The organism is Butyrivibrio sp. AE3004, from assembly GCF_000703165.1.
Taxonomy (GTDB): domain Bacteria; phylum Bacillota; class Clostridia; order Lachnospirales; family Lachnospiraceae; genus Butyrivibrio.
In genome coordinates this window covers 455,630-475,209 of record NZ_JNLQ01000002.1, presented here as the reverse complement: position 1 = coordinate 475,209, position 19,580 = coordinate 455,630, and the positions used below count along the sequence as shown (strand labels likewise).

At 40.1% G+C, this 19,580-nt stretch carries 16 protein-coding genes; 2 read left to right on the top strand and 14 right to left on the bottom strand.

Annotated features, from left to right (window positions below):
* Positions 1-60 precede the first annotated feature (60 nt).
* The 3 genes from BV60_RS0105050 to BV60_RS0105040 form a co-directional block, all read right to left on the bottom strand.
* Positions 61-1,185 carry an aldo/keto reductase gene (locus tag BV60_RS0105050; RefSeq protein WP_029319978.1) on the bottom strand — a complete coding sequence of 375 codons (1,125 nt, stop codon included), beginning with the start codon at positions 1,183-1,185 and terminating at the stop codon, positions 61-63.
* A gap of 116 nt (positions 1,186-1,301) precedes the next feature.
* A complete protein-coding gene (locus BV60_RS0105045) occupies positions 1,302-2,102 on the bottom strand; it encodes a YlmH family RNA-binding protein (protein ID WP_029319977.1) in 801 nt (266 codons plus the stop codon).
* A gap of 61 nt (positions 2,103-2,163) precedes the next feature.
* A complete protein-coding gene (locus tag BV60_RS0105040; protein ID WP_029319975.1) occupies positions 2,164-3,378 on the bottom strand; it encodes an LL-diaminopimelate aminotransferase in 1,215 nt (404 codons plus the stop codon).
* 294 nt (positions 3,379-3,672) lie between these two features.
* On the opposite strand from BV60_RS0105040, the gene BV60_RS0105035 reads away from it, so the two are divergent.
* Positions 3,673-5,277 (top strand): CTP synthase, encoded by a 1,605-nt coding sequence (locus BV60_RS0105035; protein ID WP_029319973.1) that lies wholly within the window; start codon positions 3,673-3,675, stop codon positions 5,275-5,277.
* A gap of 174 nt (positions 5,278-5,451) precedes the next feature.
* Here BV60_RS0105035 and dtd read toward each other — a convergent pair whose 3' ends face one another.
* Positions 5,452-5,907, bottom strand: coding sequence for a D-aminoacyl-tRNA deacylase (dtd, locus tag BV60_RS0105030; protein WP_029319970.1), 456 nt, complete (start codon positions 5,905-5,907; stop codon positions 5,452-5,454).
* Between the two features lie 97 nt (positions 5,908-6,004).
* Here dtd and BV60_RS0105025 point away from each other — a divergent pair, with 97 nt between their 5' ends.
* Positions 6,005-6,706, top strand: coding sequence for a hypothetical protein (locus BV60_RS0105025; RefSeq protein ID WP_242840950.1), 702 nt, complete (start codon positions 6,005-6,007; stop codon positions 6,704-6,706).
* Between the two features lie 6 nt (positions 6,707-6,712).
* On the opposite strand, the gene BV60_RS0105020 is transcribed toward BV60_RS0105025, so the two are convergent.
* From BV60_RS0105020 to rpoC, 10 genes are all read right to left on the bottom strand, one after another.
* The gene (locus BV60_RS0105020; protein ID WP_156035983.1) at positions 6,713-7,642 is read right to left on the bottom strand and encodes a glycoside hydrolase family 43 protein; all 930 of its coding nucleotides are present in this window, start codon (positions 7,640-7,642) and stop codon (positions 6,713-6,715) included.
* Between the two features lie 193 nt (positions 7,643-7,835).
* Entirely contained in the window at positions 7,836-8,273 is a 438-nt protein-coding gene (locus BV60_RS0105015) for a hypothetical protein (protein WP_035777081.1), read from the bottom strand.
* A gap of 2 nt (positions 8,274-8,275) precedes the next feature.
* Positions 8,276-8,710 carry a LytTR family DNA-binding domain-containing protein gene (locus tag BV60_RS0105010; protein ID WP_029319964.1) on the bottom strand — a complete coding sequence of 145 codons (435 nt, stop codon included), beginning with the start codon at positions 8,708-8,710 and terminating at the stop codon, positions 8,276-8,278.
* Positions 8,711-8,722: 12 nt separating this feature from the next.
* The gene (locus BV60_RS0105005; RefSeq protein WP_029319962.1) at positions 8,723-9,643 is read right to left on the bottom strand and encodes an ABC transporter permease; all 921 of its coding nucleotides are present in this window, start codon (positions 9,641-9,643) and stop codon (positions 8,723-8,725) included.
* Positions 9,636-10,556, bottom strand: a complete 921-nt coding sequence (locus BV60_RS0105000) for an ABC transporter ATP-binding protein (RefSeq protein WP_029319961.1) — start codon at positions 10,554-10,556, stop codon at positions 9,636-9,638. The genes BV60_RS0105005 and BV60_RS0105000 overlap by 8 nt, the downstream gene beginning before the upstream one ends.
* A 415-nt stretch (positions 10,557-10,971) precedes the next feature.
* Complete coding sequence (gene tuf, locus BV60_RS0104995; protein WP_029319960.1) at positions 10,972-12,162, bottom strand: elongation factor Tu; 1,191 nt, start codon at positions 12,160-12,162, stop codon at positions 10,972-10,974.
* Positions 12,163-12,343: 181 nt separating this feature from the next.
* The gene (gene fusA / locus BV60_RS0104990; protein ID WP_029319958.1) at positions 12,344-14,461 is read right to left on the bottom strand and encodes an elongation factor G; all 2,118 of its coding nucleotides are present in this window, start codon (positions 14,459-14,461) and stop codon (positions 12,344-12,346) included.
* 128 nt (positions 14,462-14,589) lie between these two features.
* Positions 14,590-15,060, bottom strand: coding sequence for a 30S ribosomal protein S7 (gene rpsG / locus BV60_RS0104985; RefSeq protein WP_022760818.1), 471 nt, complete (start codon positions 15,058-15,060; stop codon positions 14,590-14,592).
* Between the two features lie 172 nt (positions 15,061-15,232).
* A complete protein-coding gene (gene rpsL, locus BV60_RS0104980) occupies positions 15,233-15,652 on the bottom strand; it encodes a 30S ribosomal protein S12 (RefSeq protein ID WP_029319956.1) in 420 nt (139 codons plus the stop codon).
* A 218-nt stretch (positions 15,653-15,870) separates the two neighbouring features.
* Positions 15,871-19,563, bottom strand: a complete 3,693-nt coding sequence (gene rpoC / locus BV60_RS0104975; RefSeq protein ID WP_051656853.1) for a DNA-directed RNA polymerase subunit beta' — start codon at positions 19,561-19,563, stop codon at positions 15,871-15,873.
* Between the last annotated feature and the right edge of the window lie 17 nt (positions 19,564-19,580).

Genomic DNA, 19,580 nt, shown 5'->3' with positions numbered 1-19,580 from the left:
TAGATAAAAAGATATGATTGTGATAACTATCTGTCCCAAGTGGGTTATTCTTTTTCATTATTATTCCAGATTTGCTGCGCAATCCTGAAGTAAGGAAATAATAGGAATGTGCTGAGGGCATGCGCCTTCACATTGTCCGCACTGTATGCAGGAGGATGCAAGCCCTTTGTCTTTTGTAGCCATCTTATATTTCCACTTTGCACCATCAGTATTATTGAAAATCAGCTGTTGATTCCTTGCCTCAAAAATCTTTGGAATCTGAATCTGCTGAGGACAGCCTTCCACACAATAATGACAGGATGTACATTTTATGTTATCCACAGCATTCATCGTGTTTATGGCTTCCTTAATGGTATCCTGTTCAACATCTGACAGCGGCTTAAAATCTCTCATATAACTGAGGTTATCCCTCATCTGTTCTATGTTGCTCATTCCGGAAAGAACGGTAATTATTCCTTCCATACCGGCCACATAACGTATTGCCCAGCTTGCCGGAGATAACTCAGGATTAACCTTTTTGAAAAGCTCCGTTACCTGTGGAATGGGATTTGCAAGTGCTCCACCCTTTACAGGTTCCATTACGGTTATTGACTTACCATGTTTTCTTGCAACCTCGTAACATGCACGTGACCGAACAGATTCATTTTCCATATCTGCATAGTTTATCTGAAGCTGTATAAAATCCACCTCAGGGTGTGCAGTCAATAACTCATCAAGAAATTCAGGATCCGCATGAAAAGAAAATCCCCAGTTTTTGATCAGCCCTTTTTCTTTTTGCTCAGTCACAAATTCCCAAATATGATAGTCGTCGTATAAATGAGCATTGTTCCTCTGAATAGCATGGAGAAGATAGTAATCAAAGTAGCCTGCTCCGGTTCGCTCCAAGCTTGTATAAAACTGCTGCTTTGCACTGGCCTCATCATGGCACTGTGCCCATGCATTCAGCTTTGTACAGATAGTATATTCTTCTCTGTTATGTCTGTCAGAAACGGCAAGCTTAAAAGCTTCCTCACTTTTACCGTCGTCATACACATATGCAGTATCAAAATATGTCCCACCTGCCTCAATAAACTCATCAGCCATCTGACATACCTGTGGAATATCTATACTTCCATCTGCATTTTTGGGTAAACGCATAAGACCAAAACCCAATTTAAAAACATCTTTGCCAAACCAATCTGCCATAAGAAAAAATCTCCTGAATAATAAATTTTATGCTTTTATATTTTCCCCAATCTAACGTAGCATAATCATTATACCCCTTTTTTATAAATCACAGAATATTGAATTTCTTTAATGGCTTAATATCTTTTTATCTTTACTGACAGCCGTCCTCTTCTTGTCTCTTTCTGAACTCCGTCATAGACAAATTTACCATAACCCCTGACAGAAACCCTTGCGCCCGGTTTAAGGTCATATCCTGCGCTATAGGCTGTCCTCCCATCAACGAAAACCGATTCAGATTCTACAAGCTCCTGTGCCTTGCTCCTGCTTAATCTGTAAACAAGTGCGAGTACCGCATCCAGTCTTTCTGAAGACACCGTACCCTCGACTTCACGGAACTCAGGAATAATGTCACATTCCGTAACAGATACTTTCCTGCACTTTACCGTCGTATGCTTTATTCTGCAGAGTTCATTGCAAATAAGATCCGCAACATCTTTCATGACAAACACATATCCTTTTGTCTGATCTGTTCTGATATCACCAATCCTGTTTCTTTCAATACCCATGTTCATGAGTGCACCAAGAAAATCTCTGTGTGTAAGCTCATCAGCAAATTTTCTGTTAGCCGGCTCTATCAGGATACAATTTATAATGTCACCATCAGCCTCTTCCTGAAGAAGCAATCCCTCTTCATCAAGATAAGACGGAAGGAAGCACATCACAGCCCTCTCGGGCTCTGATGTGCCTCCATATATGCAGTAATCTACGCCATCTATCTGATTGTCTCCGGTAATAAGTCCGGAACTTACACACATACTTTTCACATCATATATCTCGGATTGTGATAAAAAATCAGTATGCGTTATATAATTATTTTCATAAGCTCGTCTTGCAAGGTCCTTTATTCTACCAAGCAAAATTTTTTCATTGTCCATTAAATGTCACTCCAAAAATGTTATCGTCTTTGGTTATAATTATAACATTTCCGGAACCTTTTTATAACTTCTTTATGCGCTCAACAGCTCGTAAAGTATTCTCTCTGCTTCCGAAAGCAGTAAGTCTGAAATAGTGTTCTCCTGAGGGGCCAAAGCCGGATCCGGGCGTACCTACAACATTTACCTTTTCAAGCAGATAATCAAAAAATTCCCAGCTTGTCATATTATCAGGAGTTCTCATCCATATGTAAGGAGCGTTTACACCGCCGTATGCTTCAAATCCGGCTTCCTTTAATCCTTCTGATATAATAGCGGCATTCTGCTTGTAATACTCTATCTGAGCAGTAATCTGCTTCCTTCCTTCTTCGGAATATACTGCCTCTCCGGCCCTCTGAACGATATAAGGAGCACCATTGTATTTGGTTCCGTGCCTTCTGGCCCATAGAGGCCACAGTTTTTCACCGCCTGTAGTAAGTTCCTTGGGAATTACAGTATATCCAAGTCTTAGGCCTGTAAATCCTGCTGTCTTTGAAAATGATCTGAACTCTATAGCACAATCTTTTGCACCTTCACATTCATATATGCTATGAGGTACATCATCTTCTGAAATAAAGGCTTCATATGCGACGTCATATAAGATTACGGAATCATGCTTGTTAGCATAATCTACCCATTCCTGAAGTCTGTCCTTTTTCATAACAGCTCCTGTAGGATTGTTAGGGAAACACAAATAAATAAGGTCAGGTACTTCGTCCGGTATATCAGGGGCAAAGCCGTTTTCCTTTGTGCACTTCATGTATATCACATCCTTAAAGCATTCTATCTCCGGAACATATTCACCTGTTCTCCCTGCCATAACATTTGAATCAACATAAACAGGATATACAGGATCACAGACAGCAATTTTATTATCCAGTCCGAAAATCTCCTGAATATTACCGCAGTCACTTTTTGCGCCATCCGACACAAATATCTCATCCGGAGATATATCACATCCTCTTGCTTTGAAGTCTTTCTCAGCTATTACATTTCTCAAAAAATCATATCCAAGGTCAGGTGCATAGCCCTTAAAAGCGGTTTCATTTCCCATCTCATCAACAGCCTTGTGAAGAGCCTCAATTATCTTAGGTGCAAGAGGCTGTGTCACATCACCGATACCAAGTCTTATTATTTCTGCCTCGGGTTTTTTGTCAGAGAATTCCTTTACTTTTTTACCTATAGTTGAAAACAGATAGCTTCCGGGAAGTTTCAAATAATTATAGTTAATTCGTGCCATGTGGCCCCTCCTTAATTTTCCTTATTTATATTGTCAAAATAGCAAAAAGGCGCCCCGGATGATTATCCAAGACGCCATTGCCTTTTACTGATTTAATTTACAACCACAGATGATTACGTGTCAAGATGACAGAATTAATATTACATTAAAAATGTATTGACATGCCTCAAAAAAGAACTTAACATTAATCGGTAAGGCAATGGCGCCAAAACAGTAAGGGTAATTCTCACTGTTTTGAGCGCCCTTTTTATTTTCAAAAACGGATTTTTTAGTTAATTAAACTTAGGAGGTATTATGTCGGTAAAGTATGTTTTTGTTATGGGTGGTGTAGTTTCAGGATTAGGAAAAGGAATCACCGCAGCATCCCTCGGGAGACTCCTAAAAGCGCGCGGCTACAAAGTAACCATGCAGAAATTTGACCCATATATTAACATGGATCCCGGAACAATGAATCCCATTCAGCACGGCGAAGTATTTGTCACTGAGGATGGTACCGAAACAGATCTGGACCTCGGTCATTATGAACGTTTTATCGATGAAAGCCTCGATAAGAATTCAAACGTAACCACAGGAAAAATTTACTGGTCAGTACTTCATAAGGAAAGACGCGGCGATTATGGCGGACATACTGTACAGGTAATTCCCCATATCACCAATGAGATTAAGGATAGATTCTACAGAAATTATGAGGATGACGAAACTCATATTGCAATAATCGAGGTTGGCGGAACAGTCGGTGATATTGAATCACAGCCCTTCCTTGAAGCTATTAGACAGTTTCAGCATGAGGTTGGGCACGATAATGCCATGATTATCCTTGTATCACTCATTCCTTACCTTCGCTGCTCTCAGGAAATAAAGACAAAACCTACCCAGTCGGCTGTAAAGACTTTGCAGGGTATGGGACTTTCACCAGATATAATCGTTTGCAGAAGCGAGGTCGAGCTTGATAAAGAAACAAAGGAAAAAATCTCCCTGTTCTGTAATGTTCCAAGCAGAAATGTATTAAATAATCTTGACCTTAAATATCTCTATGAAGCGCCTCTTGCAATGGAAAAAGAACACCTTGCAGAAGTGACTCTTGAATGTCTTAACCTCGAGTGCACCACTCCGGCTCTTGACGACTGGCAGAAAATGGTTGATACCTTATATGCCCTTAATGAGACCGTTAACATAGCACTAGTCGGAAAATACACGCAGCTTCATGATGCTTATCTCAGTGTCGTGGAAGCCTTAAAGCACGGTGGAATTGCAGCCAAAAGAGAAGTTAAGATTAAGTGGATTGATTCTGAAACTATAACTAATGAAAACATAAAGGAAGTACTTTCAGATGTACATGGGGTCATAGTGCCGGGTGGTTTTGGTGACCGCGGTATAGAAGGCATGATTACAGCAATAAAATATGCAAGAGAAAACAATATTCCTTTCCTAGGTATTTGCCTTGGTATGCAGCTGGCTATTATAGAATTTGCCCGAAACGTACTGGGTTATGAGGATGCACATTCTATCGAGTTTGATCCTGCCACGACACATCCCTTGATTGCTCTTCTTCCCGATCATACTTCTGGTGAAGATCTTGGAGGAACATTGCGTCTTGGTTCTTACCCTTGCACTCTTGAAAAAGACTCACTTGCCTATAGTCTTTACGAAAATGAAAATATCACCGAACGTCACCGTCACCGTTATGAAGTAAACAATGACTATCGTGACGCACTAAAGGAAAACGGGCTTCGTCTTTGCGGTCTGTCACCTGATAACAGAATTGTGGAAATGATTGAAAATCCCTCAAACACATTTTTCATTGCGACCCAGGCTCATCCGGAGTTCAAGTCACGCCCCAATAACCCCCATCCGCTTTTTGCAGGTTTTATAAAAGCAGCAAGGGATTTTAAAAAATAAAGAAAATCATAAAAAACAACCTGTGCATTACTTGCTTGTTCAGCATAGCTAAAAAGCAATGTTATCAAAAATGTACAGGTTGTTTTTTATAATATAGTTTTTTATTAAAACTACATATGTCTTCTCATCAATTATGACTTCATGAGCGCATAGATACAAAATGCATTCATGAAACTATGCATGTTTAATCAATTCGGCTGTATCAAGCAGAATTGTAACCGGGCCATCATTTACTGATTCCACCTTCATATCAGCTCCAAATTCTCCCGTCTGCACTTCAAATCCACGCGATCTGCATTCACTGACCACAAGCTCATAGAGAGGTTCAGACACCTCCGGTCTTGCGGCATCGGTAAATCCCGGTCTTCTTGATTTGCAATCGGCATAAAGCGTGAACTGACTCACTATAACAAATTTAGCCCCCGCATCCATAGGATTAATGTTCATTTTTCCCTCTTCGTCTTCAAAAACTCTAAGACCACATATCTTATCCGCAATCTTCTTTGCTTCCTCTTCAGTGTCATCATTATGAACACCAAGAAGCACAAGAAACCCCTTTCCAATATCCGCTACCTTTTCCCCATCAATTGTAACTGATGCAGACAAAACTCTTGTCACTACTGCTCGCATTATAAATCTCCTTTATTTCAGTTTTATACATGCTTTTCTTGCATATATCCATTCTGTTTAATTATAATTATTTTACTTAAAAAAACGGAGAATACAAATGAGCTACAATAAATCACTTGATTTTTTAAATATGATAAAAAACAATCCCAATGTCCGGGAAGATCAAAAAGCCTATAAACCACAAGAAATCACAAGTAAGCCTGTCACATCTTTGAAGCGCACGATTTCCAGAATCCCAGCTGATCGCAAGATTGCTGTTATAGATACAGAAACAAACTGGTCTGATGAAGTTATGTCTATAGGCATTGTACTTGCCGACATGAACACTTACAAATGTGTGGATGCAAAATATTACATCATCGATCCTGAATATAGAAAAGGAGGTATGTATTCAAGCGTACTTAATATAGTAAAGAGCATTCCTGCTGTTATAACTTCAAGAGAGGCTGTTATGCAAAATATCTGTGATTATCTATCTTTAAACAATACCCATCACATATTTGCCTACAATGCAAAATTCGATTACGGTCATCTATCTGAATTGCAGCATTTTGAATGGTTCGATATCATGAGACTTGCTGCCTATAAACAGTTTAATCATTCAATTCCTCAAACTGCCGATATTTGCAAAAGCGGAAGGCTAAAACGAGGCTATTCTGTAGAAAACATTTTGCAGATGCTAAGTTCCGACTTCAGCTATCACGAAACTCATAATGCTGTTTTCGATGCCATGGATGAACTTAAGATCATGGAGTTTTTAGGTCATAGCCTCGATGCCTATGAGTGCGCTCGACTATAAATGCAGTTACTTTATCATTGCTACTTTGTTACACTTATCAATGACATTTATAGTTCCATCTTCATTATAATTAAATTCAGCTACGCATACGCTCCTATGGAAAAGACTCCCCCCCGGAAGCTCTCCCGTATGATAGAACAGATATGAATGCCCCTTAAAATCGCAGATACCGGGATGATTGGTGAAAACTCCTCCCTCTTCAGTCATGAGAACTCCTCCATAGACCCAGGGCCCTGTCGGAGAAATGGAAGTTGAATATGCAAGATGCTCATTTTGTTTTCCAAGTCCAAACGCAGCATATACCATATAGTACAGCCCTTCTCTTTTATAAAACCAGGGGCCTTCTCCATAGGTAGTCCCTGTATCATGGCTTCCCTTTGCAAATGATTCCTCTGTCATTGGAATTTTAACTACTCCCAATTCCCTGTCATAAGAGATCATATCTTCATTAAGGAGCACATATCTGAGTTCAGGATTTCCAAAGTACAGATATGCCTGTCCGTCATCATCAATGAAAACCGTTGGATCTATATCATTCCAATCACCCTCATCAACAAGAGGATGTCCCAAATCCTTAAACGGCCCTGTAGGGCTGTCAGAAATTCCAACCGCGATTGCCATCCCACCGTTGGTCTTATGTACGGGACAGTACAAATAATATTTTCCGTTTCTTTCCACTGCCTGTGGCGCCCACGCTCTGCTATCAGCCCACGCAATATCATCAAGTGAAAAAATTGCTCCATGATCTGTCCAATTGACCATATCCTTAGTGGAAAAACAACGCCAATCCTTCATGGTATAAAAATCATTTTCAAGCTCATCTTCATCATGTGTCGTGTAAAGATACAGTGTATCTCCATATACCATTGGTGCAGGATCTGCAGTATAGATATTCTTTATTATCGGATTCGTACCGAAAATTGTAGTTTCGCTCATTATTTCATTCTCCTTGTTTTTGTCTTTTAAAGATGTTAGAAGCATAATACACACCAACATAAATACTGACATTGTAGCAATAATTCTTTTTTTCATGAGTTCTCCATTTTCACTTTTGATAATTATACATACTAAAAAAACAGCGCACTATTCACATATGAATAATGCACTGCCCAATTATTGCATTCTATGATCAATCATCATCTCTTATATTATCCAGAGCTTTACTTATCAGTTTTTCCTCATGTCTAAAAATTAAAATTGTACCAACCCACGTGCCAGCATATATTATGACATAAATCACTGATGTAAGAATAAAACCCCAAATTCCCCTATACCAATAGCACAGATATCCAATTCCCATAATTATTACATAAAGCAAAATAAAATGAGCAATCACTCTTATATAATGAATAAGTATTGAATAATTCTTCCTATCGGATTTTCCATATAGCAAAAAAACGGTTATCAGGCTGCATAAAAAACTGGCAATAACAATAGATCCGGGGATATACCAGTCAAACTGATATCCGTATTTTTTCATCACCAACAGACCATATAAACTGACATAGCATTGCGTCATAAAACTTACCATTAAAGTTTGCTCAATCAGTATTTTTATTTTCTTCATAATCATAGCCCCAACCTTTTCTTCATCTCTTTTACATAACTTCTTGAAATTATGATATCTTCACCGTTTAACAGAACAGCTCTCATCCTCGCATTTGACTCTGCCTTTATACTTTTTATCTTTCTGATATTGCAAAGCATGGATTTAGAACATCTGAAAAATCTGAAATCAAGGTTTGCTTCTATCTCGTATAGTCTGCTTCTTATTTCAAAGCAAGCATCTTTTGTATATGCAAAGCATTTGTCATCAACGGTTTCTATGTAGTAGATTTTTGAAATTGGACAGGGGATACTTTCCCCATCCTTATATCCGATAATTATTTGCTCACCGTTTTCCAACAGTTCTACTGCTGTTGTGATTACTGCTGTTTTCTCATGAGCATTTATCACCGCATATTCATCTTCATTTTTTTCAATCTTATTAAAAGTAACCCTCAAAACTTTTCCCCTTTACCTTCTGTTGTAAATCTTTGGGTATATAAAACTTATTGCCACGATAAAAAATACCGTAATAGCTATTATATATGCATAAGTCTGGCTTAATGTCCATGTCTTTCCAAAAGCAACTGTATTATATGAAAAAATATCCTTCATGGATTCCAAGAACATTCCATTATCAAGCCCGCCAATGTTCTCATCCATATGCTTCAGTACTCCGGCGGTCAGATAATTTCTGATAAGTATTGTTACACCCGTCGCAGGTACCAGATTACATGCATTTTGTATATTTGTATTAAACTCTGAAAGCGGTATATAGGCGCCTACTATAAATCCCGATACAGCTGACATTATTCCCATAAATGCAGTGCATGTAGCCATATTTTTGAAAAACATCATAATAAACATAAAGATTGCACTAGATGAAACTATTCCCAAAAGTATTATTACCACAAGATTAATTATGTCATATATCTCGAAATACATATTCCCAATAACTGTAAGAATTCCTATTCCGCAAAGCATCACTATTATTGTCTGTATAAATGCTGTAATAACTGCTGCAATAAAATATGAAAGAATAATATCAGACCGCTTAACAGGTGTTGCTATCATGTCAAAATAGATTCTGTCTTCTCTGTCTTTTACAATTGTTTCTAGTGTATTATAAGGTACCGTGAGAAGCGCTGTACTTATAATACCGCTAAGAAGAAGTCCATTTACAAGCTGATCCATGTCCCTCGCCGCTATAAGATTTCCAAATCCCTCTGTCGCACCTTCAATCGAAGTCAACAAGGTATTTTTCAGAAACAGTAAATAGAGAAGTAGTATTATCAGCGGTGTAAGCATTGAAAAAAAGATTGATCCTTTATTATTAAAAAATACCATCATGTTTCTTTTAGTAAGTCCCCAAAGTCCCCTGAATTTAGCCATTGCATTTCACCATTTCCTTTCCTGTAAGTGTTAAAAACACATCATCCATAGTACCCTTTATAACTTCAAAATCCTTTATTAATTCTTTGTTTTGCCAGATAAAATTCATCATTCCTTCATCCATTGAAATGCTATAATGATCAGCTTCATAACGATATCCTGATACATTTGCTTTCTCAATAATTTCTCTGTTTCTATCGCTTGCGGGCGTATACCAGATCAGTTTCTTTGCAGTATATCTGCTTTTTAACTCAGTCGGCGAACCCTCTGCAATAATATTACCTTTATCCATAATCACTACATTATCTGCATCTGCTGTTTCCTCCATATAATGGGTAGTAAGGAAAATCGTTAGTTTCTCCTTTCTTCTGAGATGATTTATATAATCCCAAACCATTTTACGTGACATGGGATCAAGTCCTGTTGTAGGCTCGTCCAAAAACAATATTCCGGGTTTATGCAACAATGCTCTTACAATATCAACTCTCCTTTGCTGTCCACCGGAAAGATTCTCGTATTTTCTGTTCCAAATTTCTTCCAGATTAAATTCTCCCCAAAAATCCTGTAATCTTTCCATAATTTCCTTTTTTGAATATCCATAATATGCGCCTCTTGTAAGCAGGTTTTGTCTTACCGTAAGTTTATCGTCAAGAACCGAATTCTGAAAAACTATTCCGATTTCTTTTCTTATCAGATCATCCTCTTTGCCTAGCTCATATCCCATAACTATAGCTGTACCTGAGGTTTTCGGAAGTATAGTACTTAGCATATTTATTGTTGTAGATTTCCCCGCCCCGTTCTCACCAAGAAAAGCAAAAAGCTCACCTTGTTTTACTTCAAAGGAAATATTATTTACAGCTGTCATATCACCGTATTTCTTTTGCAGATTCAAGACTTCAATTGCTTTATTCATTTTGTCACCTCTTCCTCGTGTATTTATTTACAAAATAATTTTAAGTTTAGTGAGTAGAATCAACCTTATTACTTCTTTGCTGACTGTTCTCTGAAATACATATTAACTTATTTACGATATAAAAAAAGCGTAACTCCGGTGAGTTACACTTTTCATTAGGTGAAATGCAATTATGTTATTAGGTTTTACCTTTCCATTTTTGTAATATCATAAAATATGTCAAAAAAAGGCTCCCGAGAAAGTCTCGGAAACCTTGTAAAATAAGCTAAGCGCAGACTCGGAAATGCTACGCATTTCCTCATTCACGGCATTCGCTGAATGCCTAAAAATGCAAATAAAAACAGCCCTTATCGTGCAAGCACGAAGGGCTGTTCTATTTGCATTTTATGCGCTTAGCTCAAAGCTAGCGTGTAGATTATTCTACGATTGTAGCAACACGGCCTGATCCAACTGTTCTACCACCCTCACGGATAGCGAACTTAAGACCCTGCTCCATAGCGATAGGATGGATAAGCTCGATGCTCATCTCAACGTGGTCGCCAGGCATGCACATCTCTGTGCCTTCAGGAAGGTTGCAAACACCAGTAACGTCAGTTGTTCTGAAGTAGAACTGAGGTCTGTAGTTGTTGAAGAAAGGAGTATGACGTCCACCTTCATCCTTTGTAAGAACGTAAACCTCAGCAGTGAACTTCTTGTGGCATGTTACTGTGCCGGGCTTTGTGATACACTGACCTCTCTGGATACCATCACGGTCAACACCACGAAGAAGAAGACCAACGTTGTCACCAGCTTCGCAGTAATCCATTGTCTTACGGAACATTTCGATACCAGTACATACAGACTTAGAAGTCTCTTCCTTGATACCAACGATTTCGATTTCATCGTTAAGGTTGAGGTGACCTCTCTCTACACGACCTGTAGCAACTGTTCCACGTCCTGTAATTGTGAATACATCCTCAACAGGCATAAGGAAAGGCTTATCTGTCTCACGTGTAGGTTCAGGAATATAAGAATCAACTGTATCCATAAGCTCAACGATCTTGTCGCCCCACTCACCCTTAGGATCTTCAAGAGCCATAAGAGCAGAACCACGAATGATCGGGATGTCATCGCCAGGGAACTCGTACTCGTTAAGAAGGTCTCTGATCTCCATCTCAACAAGGTCAAGAAGTTCAGGATCATCAACCATATCACACTTGTTCATGAATACGATGATATAAGGAACACCTACCTGACGAGCAAGAAGAACGTGCTCTCTTGTCTGAGCCATAACACCATCAGTAGCAGCAACAACAAGGATTGAACCATCCATCTGAGCTGCACCAGTGATCATGTTCTTTACATAATCAGCGTGGCCAGGGCAGTCAACGTGTGCGTAGTGTCTGTTAGCTGTCTCATACTCGATGTGAGCAGAGTTGATTGTGATACCACGCTCTTTTTCCTCGGGTGCTTTATCGATCTGATCGAAAGCAACAGCAGGGCTGAAACCTCTGTCAGCAAGAACAGCTGTGATAGCTGCTGTAAGAGTTGTCTTACCATGGTCAACGTGTCCGATTGTACCAATGTTTACGTGCGGTTTGCTTCTGTCAAACTTAGCTTTAGCCATTTTAAAATATCCTCCTTAAATAAAAATGTTGCATTAACATTCTTTTCTCATAATAACCGACTATATCGATTATATTAGAATTTAGGCTTTAAATCAAGCCTTAAATAGTATAAATAGGGGCTTAAGGGTCTGATTTTGTAACAAAAATCAGTATAAGCCCCATTTATTTATATTATTAAAATTATGCGTTCTTGTTAGAAAGAACTTTCTCCTGGATGTTCTTCGGAACAGGAGCATACTTCTCGAAGAACATTGAGTAGTTACCACGTCCCTGAGTTCTTGAACGAAGGTCTGTTGCATAGCCGAACATCTCTGCAAGCGGTACATGTGCTCTAACAATCTTACCACCGCCAAGATCGTCCATACCTTCAACCTGTCCACGACGAGAGTTAACGTCACCGATAACATCTCCCATGTATTCTTCAGGCATAGTAACTTCAACCTTCATGATAGGCTCAAGAAGAACCATACCACCCTTAGCCATAGCATCCTTGAATGCCATAGATCCTGCAATATGGAAGGCCATTTCTGAAGAATCGACTTCATGGTATGATCCATCATAAACAGTTGCATGAACACCAACAACCGGGAATCCACCAAGAGAACCTGCCTTCATAGCCTCTTCGATACCTTCGCTGATAGGCTGAATATATTCCTTAGGAATAGAACCACCAACAACTTCGCTATCGAACTGATAAAGGTTTTCTCCATTAGCATCCATGGGCTCGAAGCGAACCTTACAGTGACCATACTGACCACGTCCACCGGACTGCTTAGCATACTTACTTTCAATATCGCAAGCATTTGTAAGAGCTTCTCTGTATGCAACCTGAGGTGCACCAACATTAGCTTCTACTTTGTACTCACGAAGAAGTCTGTCAACGATGATATCAAGGTGAAGCTCACCCATACCAGCGATGATAGTCTGACCTGTTTCAGGATTAGTATGTGCTCTGAAAGTAGGATCCTCTTCAGCAAGTTTCTGAAGTGCCTCATCAAGCTTCTGCTGACCAGCCTTAGTCTTAGGCTCAATAGCAAGCTCGATAACGGGATCCGGGAATTCCATTGACTCAAGAATAACGGGATTCTTTTCATCACAAAGTGTATCACCTGTAGTAGTGTTCTTAAGACCAACTGCTGCAGCAATATCACCTGAATATACTTTATCAAGGTCTGAACGCTTGTTAGCATGCATCTGAAGGATACGTCCAAGACGTTCCTTATTATCCTTAGTACTGTTAAGTACGTAAGAACCAGAATTTGCAGTACCACGATATACACGGAAGAATGCAAGCTTTCCTACGAAAGGATCGCTGACAATCTTGAATGCAAGAGCTGCAAATGGTCCGTTATCTGTTGACTCAACCTCAACTTCATTACCATCAAGGTCTGTACCCTTACATGCAGGGATATCTAAAGGTGAAGGCATGAATTCGATAACAGCATCAATAAGTTTCTGAATACCACGGTTTCTGTGTGCAGAACCACAGCATACAGGGAAAGCCTTACACTCACAAGTAGCTTTACGAAGAGCAGCCTTAAGTTCTTCCTTTGTAGGCTCCTCACCTTCAAGATACTTCATCATAAGATCTTCATCGAGGTCGCAGATTTTCTCTACGAGTTCACTACGATAAAGTTCTGCATCATCCTTAAGATCTGCAGGAATCTCACCGATTGTTACATCTTCACCCTTATCATCGTTGTAGATGTATGCCTGCATCTCAAAAAGATCAATAACACCCTGGAACTGATCCTCAGCTCCGATCGGGATTTCGATCATAATAGCATTTTTCTTAAGTCTATTACGAATCTGCTCAACAGCTCCGAAATAGTTTGCTCCAATGATATCCATCTTATTGATGAATGCCATACGAGGAACATTAAATCCGTCAGCCTGACGCCATACATTTTCAGACTGAGGCTCAACACCTTCTTTTGCACTGAATACGCCTACAGCGCCATCAAGTACACGAAGTGAACGCTCAACCTCAACAGTAAAGTCAACGTGACCGGGAGTATCGATAATATTGATACGATGCTCCTGAGCACCGGGCTTAACTTTTCCGTTTTCCTGAAGTGTCCAATGGCATGTTGTAGCTGCAGATGTGATTGTGATACCTCTCTCCTGCTCCTGTTCCATCCAGTCCATGGTAGCAGTACCTTCATAGGTCTCACCAATCTTATAGTTAACACCGGTATAGTAAAGAATACGCTCTGTAAGAGTGGTCTTACCAGCATCAATATGAGCCATAATACCAATGTTTCTGGTTCTCTCCAATGGATATTGTCTTTCAGCCAAAGGTTTATCCTCCTAAAAATAATAAACGTTTCTAACACCAGAATCTTAAAATATAAACTTCTAATAGTTTATATAATCTTGAATAGCCGGCACTGGGCAGGATAACCATGCCAAGTGCTGTGCTAATATTAGAATCTGTAGTGTGAGAATGCCTTGTTTGCTTCTGCCATCTTGTGCATATCTTCTTTTCTCTTTACAGATGCACCAGTGTTGTTGAATGCATCAAGAATCTCAGATGCAAGTCTGTCAACCATGGTCTTCTCGCCTCTGTTACGAGAAAATGTTACAAGCCAGCGAAGTGCAAGGGCCTGACGTCTATCCGGACGAACCTCGATCGGTACCTGATATGTAGCACCACCGATACGTCTAGCCTTTACCTCGAGAGCGGGCATGATGTTGTTCATAGCACCCTCGAATACTTCAAGAGCAGGCTTACCAGCCTTCTCCTCTACCTGTGCGAATGCACCATATACGATTTTCTGTGCAACACCCTTCTTACCATCAAGCATTACTGTGTTGATAAGCTTTGTTACAACCTTGTTATCGTATAAAGGATCCGCTAATACGTCACGTTTTACAATATGTCCTTTACGCGGCACGGTTCTTCCCTCCTTTAGAATCGCAGATGAGTGTCAGTCTTCATCTGTTTACTATAGATCATAGGTACTCACTAATTTTAGTGTACGTGCGGTATTTATACTCTCTATATACGAATAGAAGAAACACCAACACTATTAAAAAAATTAGATCTTGTTATGATAGTTACTTAAATTACTTTGCAGCCTTAGGTCTCTTAGCGCCGTACTTGGAGCGAGCCTGCTTACGGTCTGCAACACCTGCTGTATCAAGAGTTCCACGGATAATGTGATATCTTGTACCAGGCAGGTCCTTAACTCTTCCGCCACGGATGAGAACAACGCTGTGCTCCTGAAGGTTGTGACCTTCACCGGGGATATAGCTTGTTACCTCGATACCGTTAGAAAGACGTACTCTGGCAATCTTTCTAAGAGCTGAGTTAGGCTTCTTAGGTGTAGCTGTCTTAACAGCTGTGCATACGCCTCTCTTCTGCGGTGACGCAGTTTCAATTGCCTTCTTATGAAGAGAATTGAATCCTTTCTGAAGCGCAGGAGCTGTAGACTTCTTCTCAGAAGTCTGACGACCTTTACGAACTAACTGGTTAAATGTTGGCATTCCTTTCACCTCCTGTATTAATGGTAAAACATTTATGATAAACAGGTCATATCCTGACATGAAATAACCTGTAATCACCGACATGCATCAAGCGAAAGGGCATAAATACCCTCTCGCTCGTCGCACAGTTTCATAGTATAAAGATTAAAAATTACATTGTCAAGCACATTCTATTTAAAAACATGCTATTTTATTAACTTTTCATAATTTGAAAAGTATTACTCCTCATCATCTGCAACAACAACTTCATCAGCTTCAGAATCAAAATCACCAATGAAATCATCGTCATCCAGATTCTTTTTAAGTATCAGTTTATCGAGATCCTTAAAGTTAGCATCTGTATTAAGAGCTGTATTGCGGTAACGCTTCATTCCGGTTCCTGCGGGAATAAGCTTACCAATGATAACATTTTCCTTAAGTCCGATAAGCGGATCAACCTTACCTTTAATTGCGGCATCAGTAAGAACCTTTGTTGTTTCCTGGAATGATGCAGCTGACAGGAACGAGTTTGTAGCAAGTGCAGCCTTGGTAATACCAAGAATTACCTGTTTACCTTCAGCAGGCTTTTTGCCTTCTCCGATAAGTCTTTCATTATCATCTTCAAAGTCAAGTACATCAACAAGTGTTCCGGGAAGGAAGTTTGTATCTCCGCTTTCCTCTATACGAACCTTCTTCAGCATCTGACGAACAATAACTTCGATATGCTTATCACAGATATCAACACCCTGCAGACGATAAACTCTCTGAACCTCACGAAGCAGATAATCCTGAACGGCACGGATGCCCTTAATTTTCAGAAGATCATGAGGATTTACACTACCTTCTGTCAGTTCATCACCGGCCTCAACCTGTTCGTTATCAAGCACTTTAATTCTGGAACCGTAAGGAATAAGATATGCCTTTGATTCACCTGTCTCATTATTTGTAATGATAACTTCGCGCTTTTTCTTAGTATCCTTAATGGTTGCTGTACCATCAAGCTCTGAAATAATTGCAAGTCCCTTAGGCTTTCTTGCTTCAAAAAGCTCTTCGACACGAGGAAGACCCTGTGTAATATCTCCACCGGCAACACCACCTGTGTGGAAAGTTCTCATTGTAAGCTGTGTACCAGGCTCACCGATAGACTGAGCAGCAATAATACCTACTGTTTCTCCGACCTGAACAGGTTCACCGGTTGCCATGTTTGCACCATAGCACTTAGCACATATACCGATATGTGAACGGCAAGTAAGGATTGTACGAATCTTAACTGCTGTTACAGGCTCGCCCTTACTATTGATTCCATCGCTAAGAATTCTCTTTGCTCGGCTGGGTGTAATAATGTGATTCTTCTTAACAATTACGTTTCCGTCCTTGTCTTTGATATCCTCACATGTATATCTTCCTGTAATACGATCCTCAAGAGGCTCAATCATAGCCTTACCGTCTTTAAACTCCTTAACGGTAATTCCGGGGATAACTGCCTTGCCTTCACTACAATCAAGCTCACGAATAATAAGTTCCTGTGATACATCAACCATTCGACGTGTCAAGTAACCTGAATCCGCTGTACGAAGCGCAGTATCAGACAGACCCTTACGAGCACCATGTGCTGACATGAAATACTCCAAAACATCAAGACCTTCACGGAAGTTTGACTTGATAGGAAGTTCGATAGTACGTCCTGTTGTATCAGCCATAAGTCCACGCATACCAGCCAACTGTTTAATCTGCTGATCACTACCACGAGCACCGGAATCAGCCATCATGTGGATGTTGTTGTACTTATCAAGGCCCTTAAGAAGCACTTCTGTAAGCTGCTTATCTGTCTCCATCCAAGTCTCAACAACAAGACGATAACGCTCTTCATCTGTCATAAGACCGCGACGGTAGTTAGTGGCAATCTCGTCAACGACTGCCTGTGCTTTATCAAGCATCTCCTGTTTCTGCGGAGGAACTGTCATATCAGCAATTGAAACTGTCATAGCAGCTCTTGTTGAATAGTGATAACCTGTTGATTTGATCTTATCAAGAACTTCTGCAGTCGCAAATGTTCCATGAGTATTGATCATATTTGTAACAATCTTCTTCAGCTGTTTCTTACCAACCATGAAGTCGATTTCAAGCTTATATTTATTCTCCGGTACAGAACGATCCACAAAGCCAAGATCCTGAGGAATAAATTCGTTGAAAAGGAATCTTCCGAGAGTAGACTCAACAAGTCCTGACTCTTCCTCTCCGTTTTCGTTCGTACGATTTACACGGATAGTAATTTTTGACTGAAGTGTGATGTAATCATTTTCATAAGCAAGTATTGCTTCATCAATGCTCTTGAAGAACTTGCCTTCACCCTTAGCGCCTTCACGTTCTTGTGTAAGGTAATAAATACCAAGGACCATATCCTGAGTAGGTACGTTTACAGGGCCACCATCAGAAGGCTTAAGCAAGTTATTAGGAGCAAGCATAAGGAATCTGCTCTCTGCCTGTGCCTCAACTGACAAAGGAAGGTGCACAGCCATCTGGTCACCATCAAAGTCAGCATTGAAAGGTGTACATACAAGCGGATGAAGTTTAATTGCTTTACCCTCAACGAGAATGGGCTCAAATGCCTGAATACCAAGTCTATGAAGTGTGGGAGCACGGTTAAGCATTACAGGGTGTTCTTTAATTACATCCTCAAGAACATCCCATACCTGCTCATCAAGTCTCTCAACAAGCTTCTTGGCATTCTTAATATTCTGAGAAATTCCTCTTGAAACAAGCTCTTTCATAACAAATGGCTTGAACAGCTCAATAGCCATTTCTTTAGGAAGTCCACACTGATAAATCTTAAGTTCAGGGCCTACGACAATAACGGAACGTCCTGAATAGTCAACACGCTTACCAAGAAGGTTCTGACGGAAACGACCACCCTTACCTTTAAGCATGTCTGAAAGAGACTTAAGCGCACGATTTCCAGGGCCTGTTACAGGTCTTCCACGTCTGCCGTTATCTATAAGTGCATCAACAGCTTCCTGAAGCATACGTTTCTCGTTTCGAACAATAATATCCGGTGCTCCAAGATCAAGAAGTCTCTTAAGACGATTATTACGGTTTATAATACGACGATATAAATCATTCAAATCTGATGTCGCAAAACGTCCACCATCAAGCTGAACCATAGGACGAAGATCCGGAGGAATAACCGGTATGCAGTCCATAATCATCCATGAAGGATCATTACCTGATTCACGGAATGATTCAACAACTTCAAGTCTCTTGATGATACGCTGTTTCTTCTGACCACTGGAAGTATCAAGACCTTCTTTAAGTTCCTGGTACTCCTGTTCAAGGTCTATACTCATAAGGAGTTCTTTTACAGCCTCTGCACCGATGCCGGCACGGAATCTTCCGCCCCACTCATCACGTGCATCCTGGTACTCTTTCTCGGAAAGTACCTGCTTATACTCCAGGTTTGTTTCTCCCGGATCAAGCACAATATATGAAGCAAAATATAATACCTTTTCAAGCACTCTGGGTGAAAGATCAAGAATAAGACCCATACGACTGGGGATACCCTTGAAATACCAGATATGTGATACAGGTGCAGCAAGTTCGATGTGACCCATACGTTCACGACGAACGCTGCTCTTTGTTACCTCAACACCGCAACGATCGCAGATAACACCTCTGTAACGAATCTTCTTGTACTTACCGCAATGGCACTCCCAATCCTTGGTAGGTCCAAAAATCTTTTCACAGAAGAGACCATCTCTTTCCGGTTTAAGTGTACGGTAGTTGATTGTCTCCGGCTTTAATACTTCTCCGTGTGACCACTCTCTGATCTTCTCAGGAGAAGCAAGACCGATCTTTATAGCATCAAAAGTCATCGGCTGATATGTCGGTGCTGATGAAGTTCTTCCGCTTGAAGCTTCGTTAATTGCTTTATTCATTGTAGAATCAGACATTC

Excerpts from the sequence above, each read along its gene's own strand:
- BV60_RS0105050 (WP_029319978.1), bottom strand. The coding sequence starts at position 1,185 with ATGGCAGATTGGTTTGGCAAAGATGTTTTTAAATTGGGTTTTGGTCTT.
- BV60_RS0105045 (WP_029319977.1), bottom strand. The coding sequence starts at position 2,102 with ATGGACAATGAAAAAATTTTGCTTGGTAGAATAAAGGACCTTGCAAGA.
- BV60_RS0105040 (WP_029319975.1), bottom strand. The coding sequence starts at position 3,378 with ATGGCACGAATTAACTATAATTATTTGAAACTTCCCGGAAGCTATCTG.
- BV60_RS0105035 (WP_029319973.1), top strand. The coding sequence starts at position 3,673 with ATGTCGGTAAAGTATGTTTTTGTTATGGGTGGTGTAGTTTCAGGATTA.
- dtd (WP_029319970.1), bottom strand. The coding sequence starts at position 5,907 with ATGCGAGCAGTAGTGACAAGAGTTTTGTCTGCATCAGTTACAATTGAT.
- BV60_RS0105025 (WP_242840950.1), top strand. The coding sequence starts at position 6,005 with ATGAGCTACAATAAATCACTTGATTTTTTAAATATGATAAAAAACAAT.
- BV60_RS0105020 (WP_156035983.1), bottom strand. The coding sequence starts at position 7,642 with ATGAGCGAAACTACAATTTTCGGTACGAATCCGATAATAAAGAATATC.
- BV60_RS0105015 (WP_035777081.1), bottom strand. The coding sequence starts at position 8,273 with ATGAAGAAAATAAAAATACTGATTGAGCAAACTTTAATGGTAAGTTTT.
- BV60_RS0105005 (WP_029319962.1), bottom strand. The coding sequence starts at position 9,643 with ATGGCTAAATTCAGGGGACTTTGGGGACTTACTAAAAGAAACATGATG.
- BV60_RS0105000 (WP_029319961.1), bottom strand. The coding sequence starts at position 10,556 with ATGAATAAAGCAATTGAAGTCTTGAATCTGCAAAAGAAATACGGTGAT.
- tuf (WP_029319960.1), bottom strand. The coding sequence starts at position 12,162 with ATGGCTAAAGCTAAGTTTGACAGAAGCAAACCGCACGTAAACATTGGT.
- rpsL (WP_029319956.1), bottom strand. The coding sequence starts at position 15,652 with ATGCCAACATTTAACCAGTTAGTTCGTAAAGGTCGTCAGACTTCTGAG.
- rpoC (WP_051656853.1), bottom strand. The coding sequence starts at position 19,563 with ATGAATAAAGCAATTAACGAAGCTTCAAGCGGAAGAACTTCATCAGCA.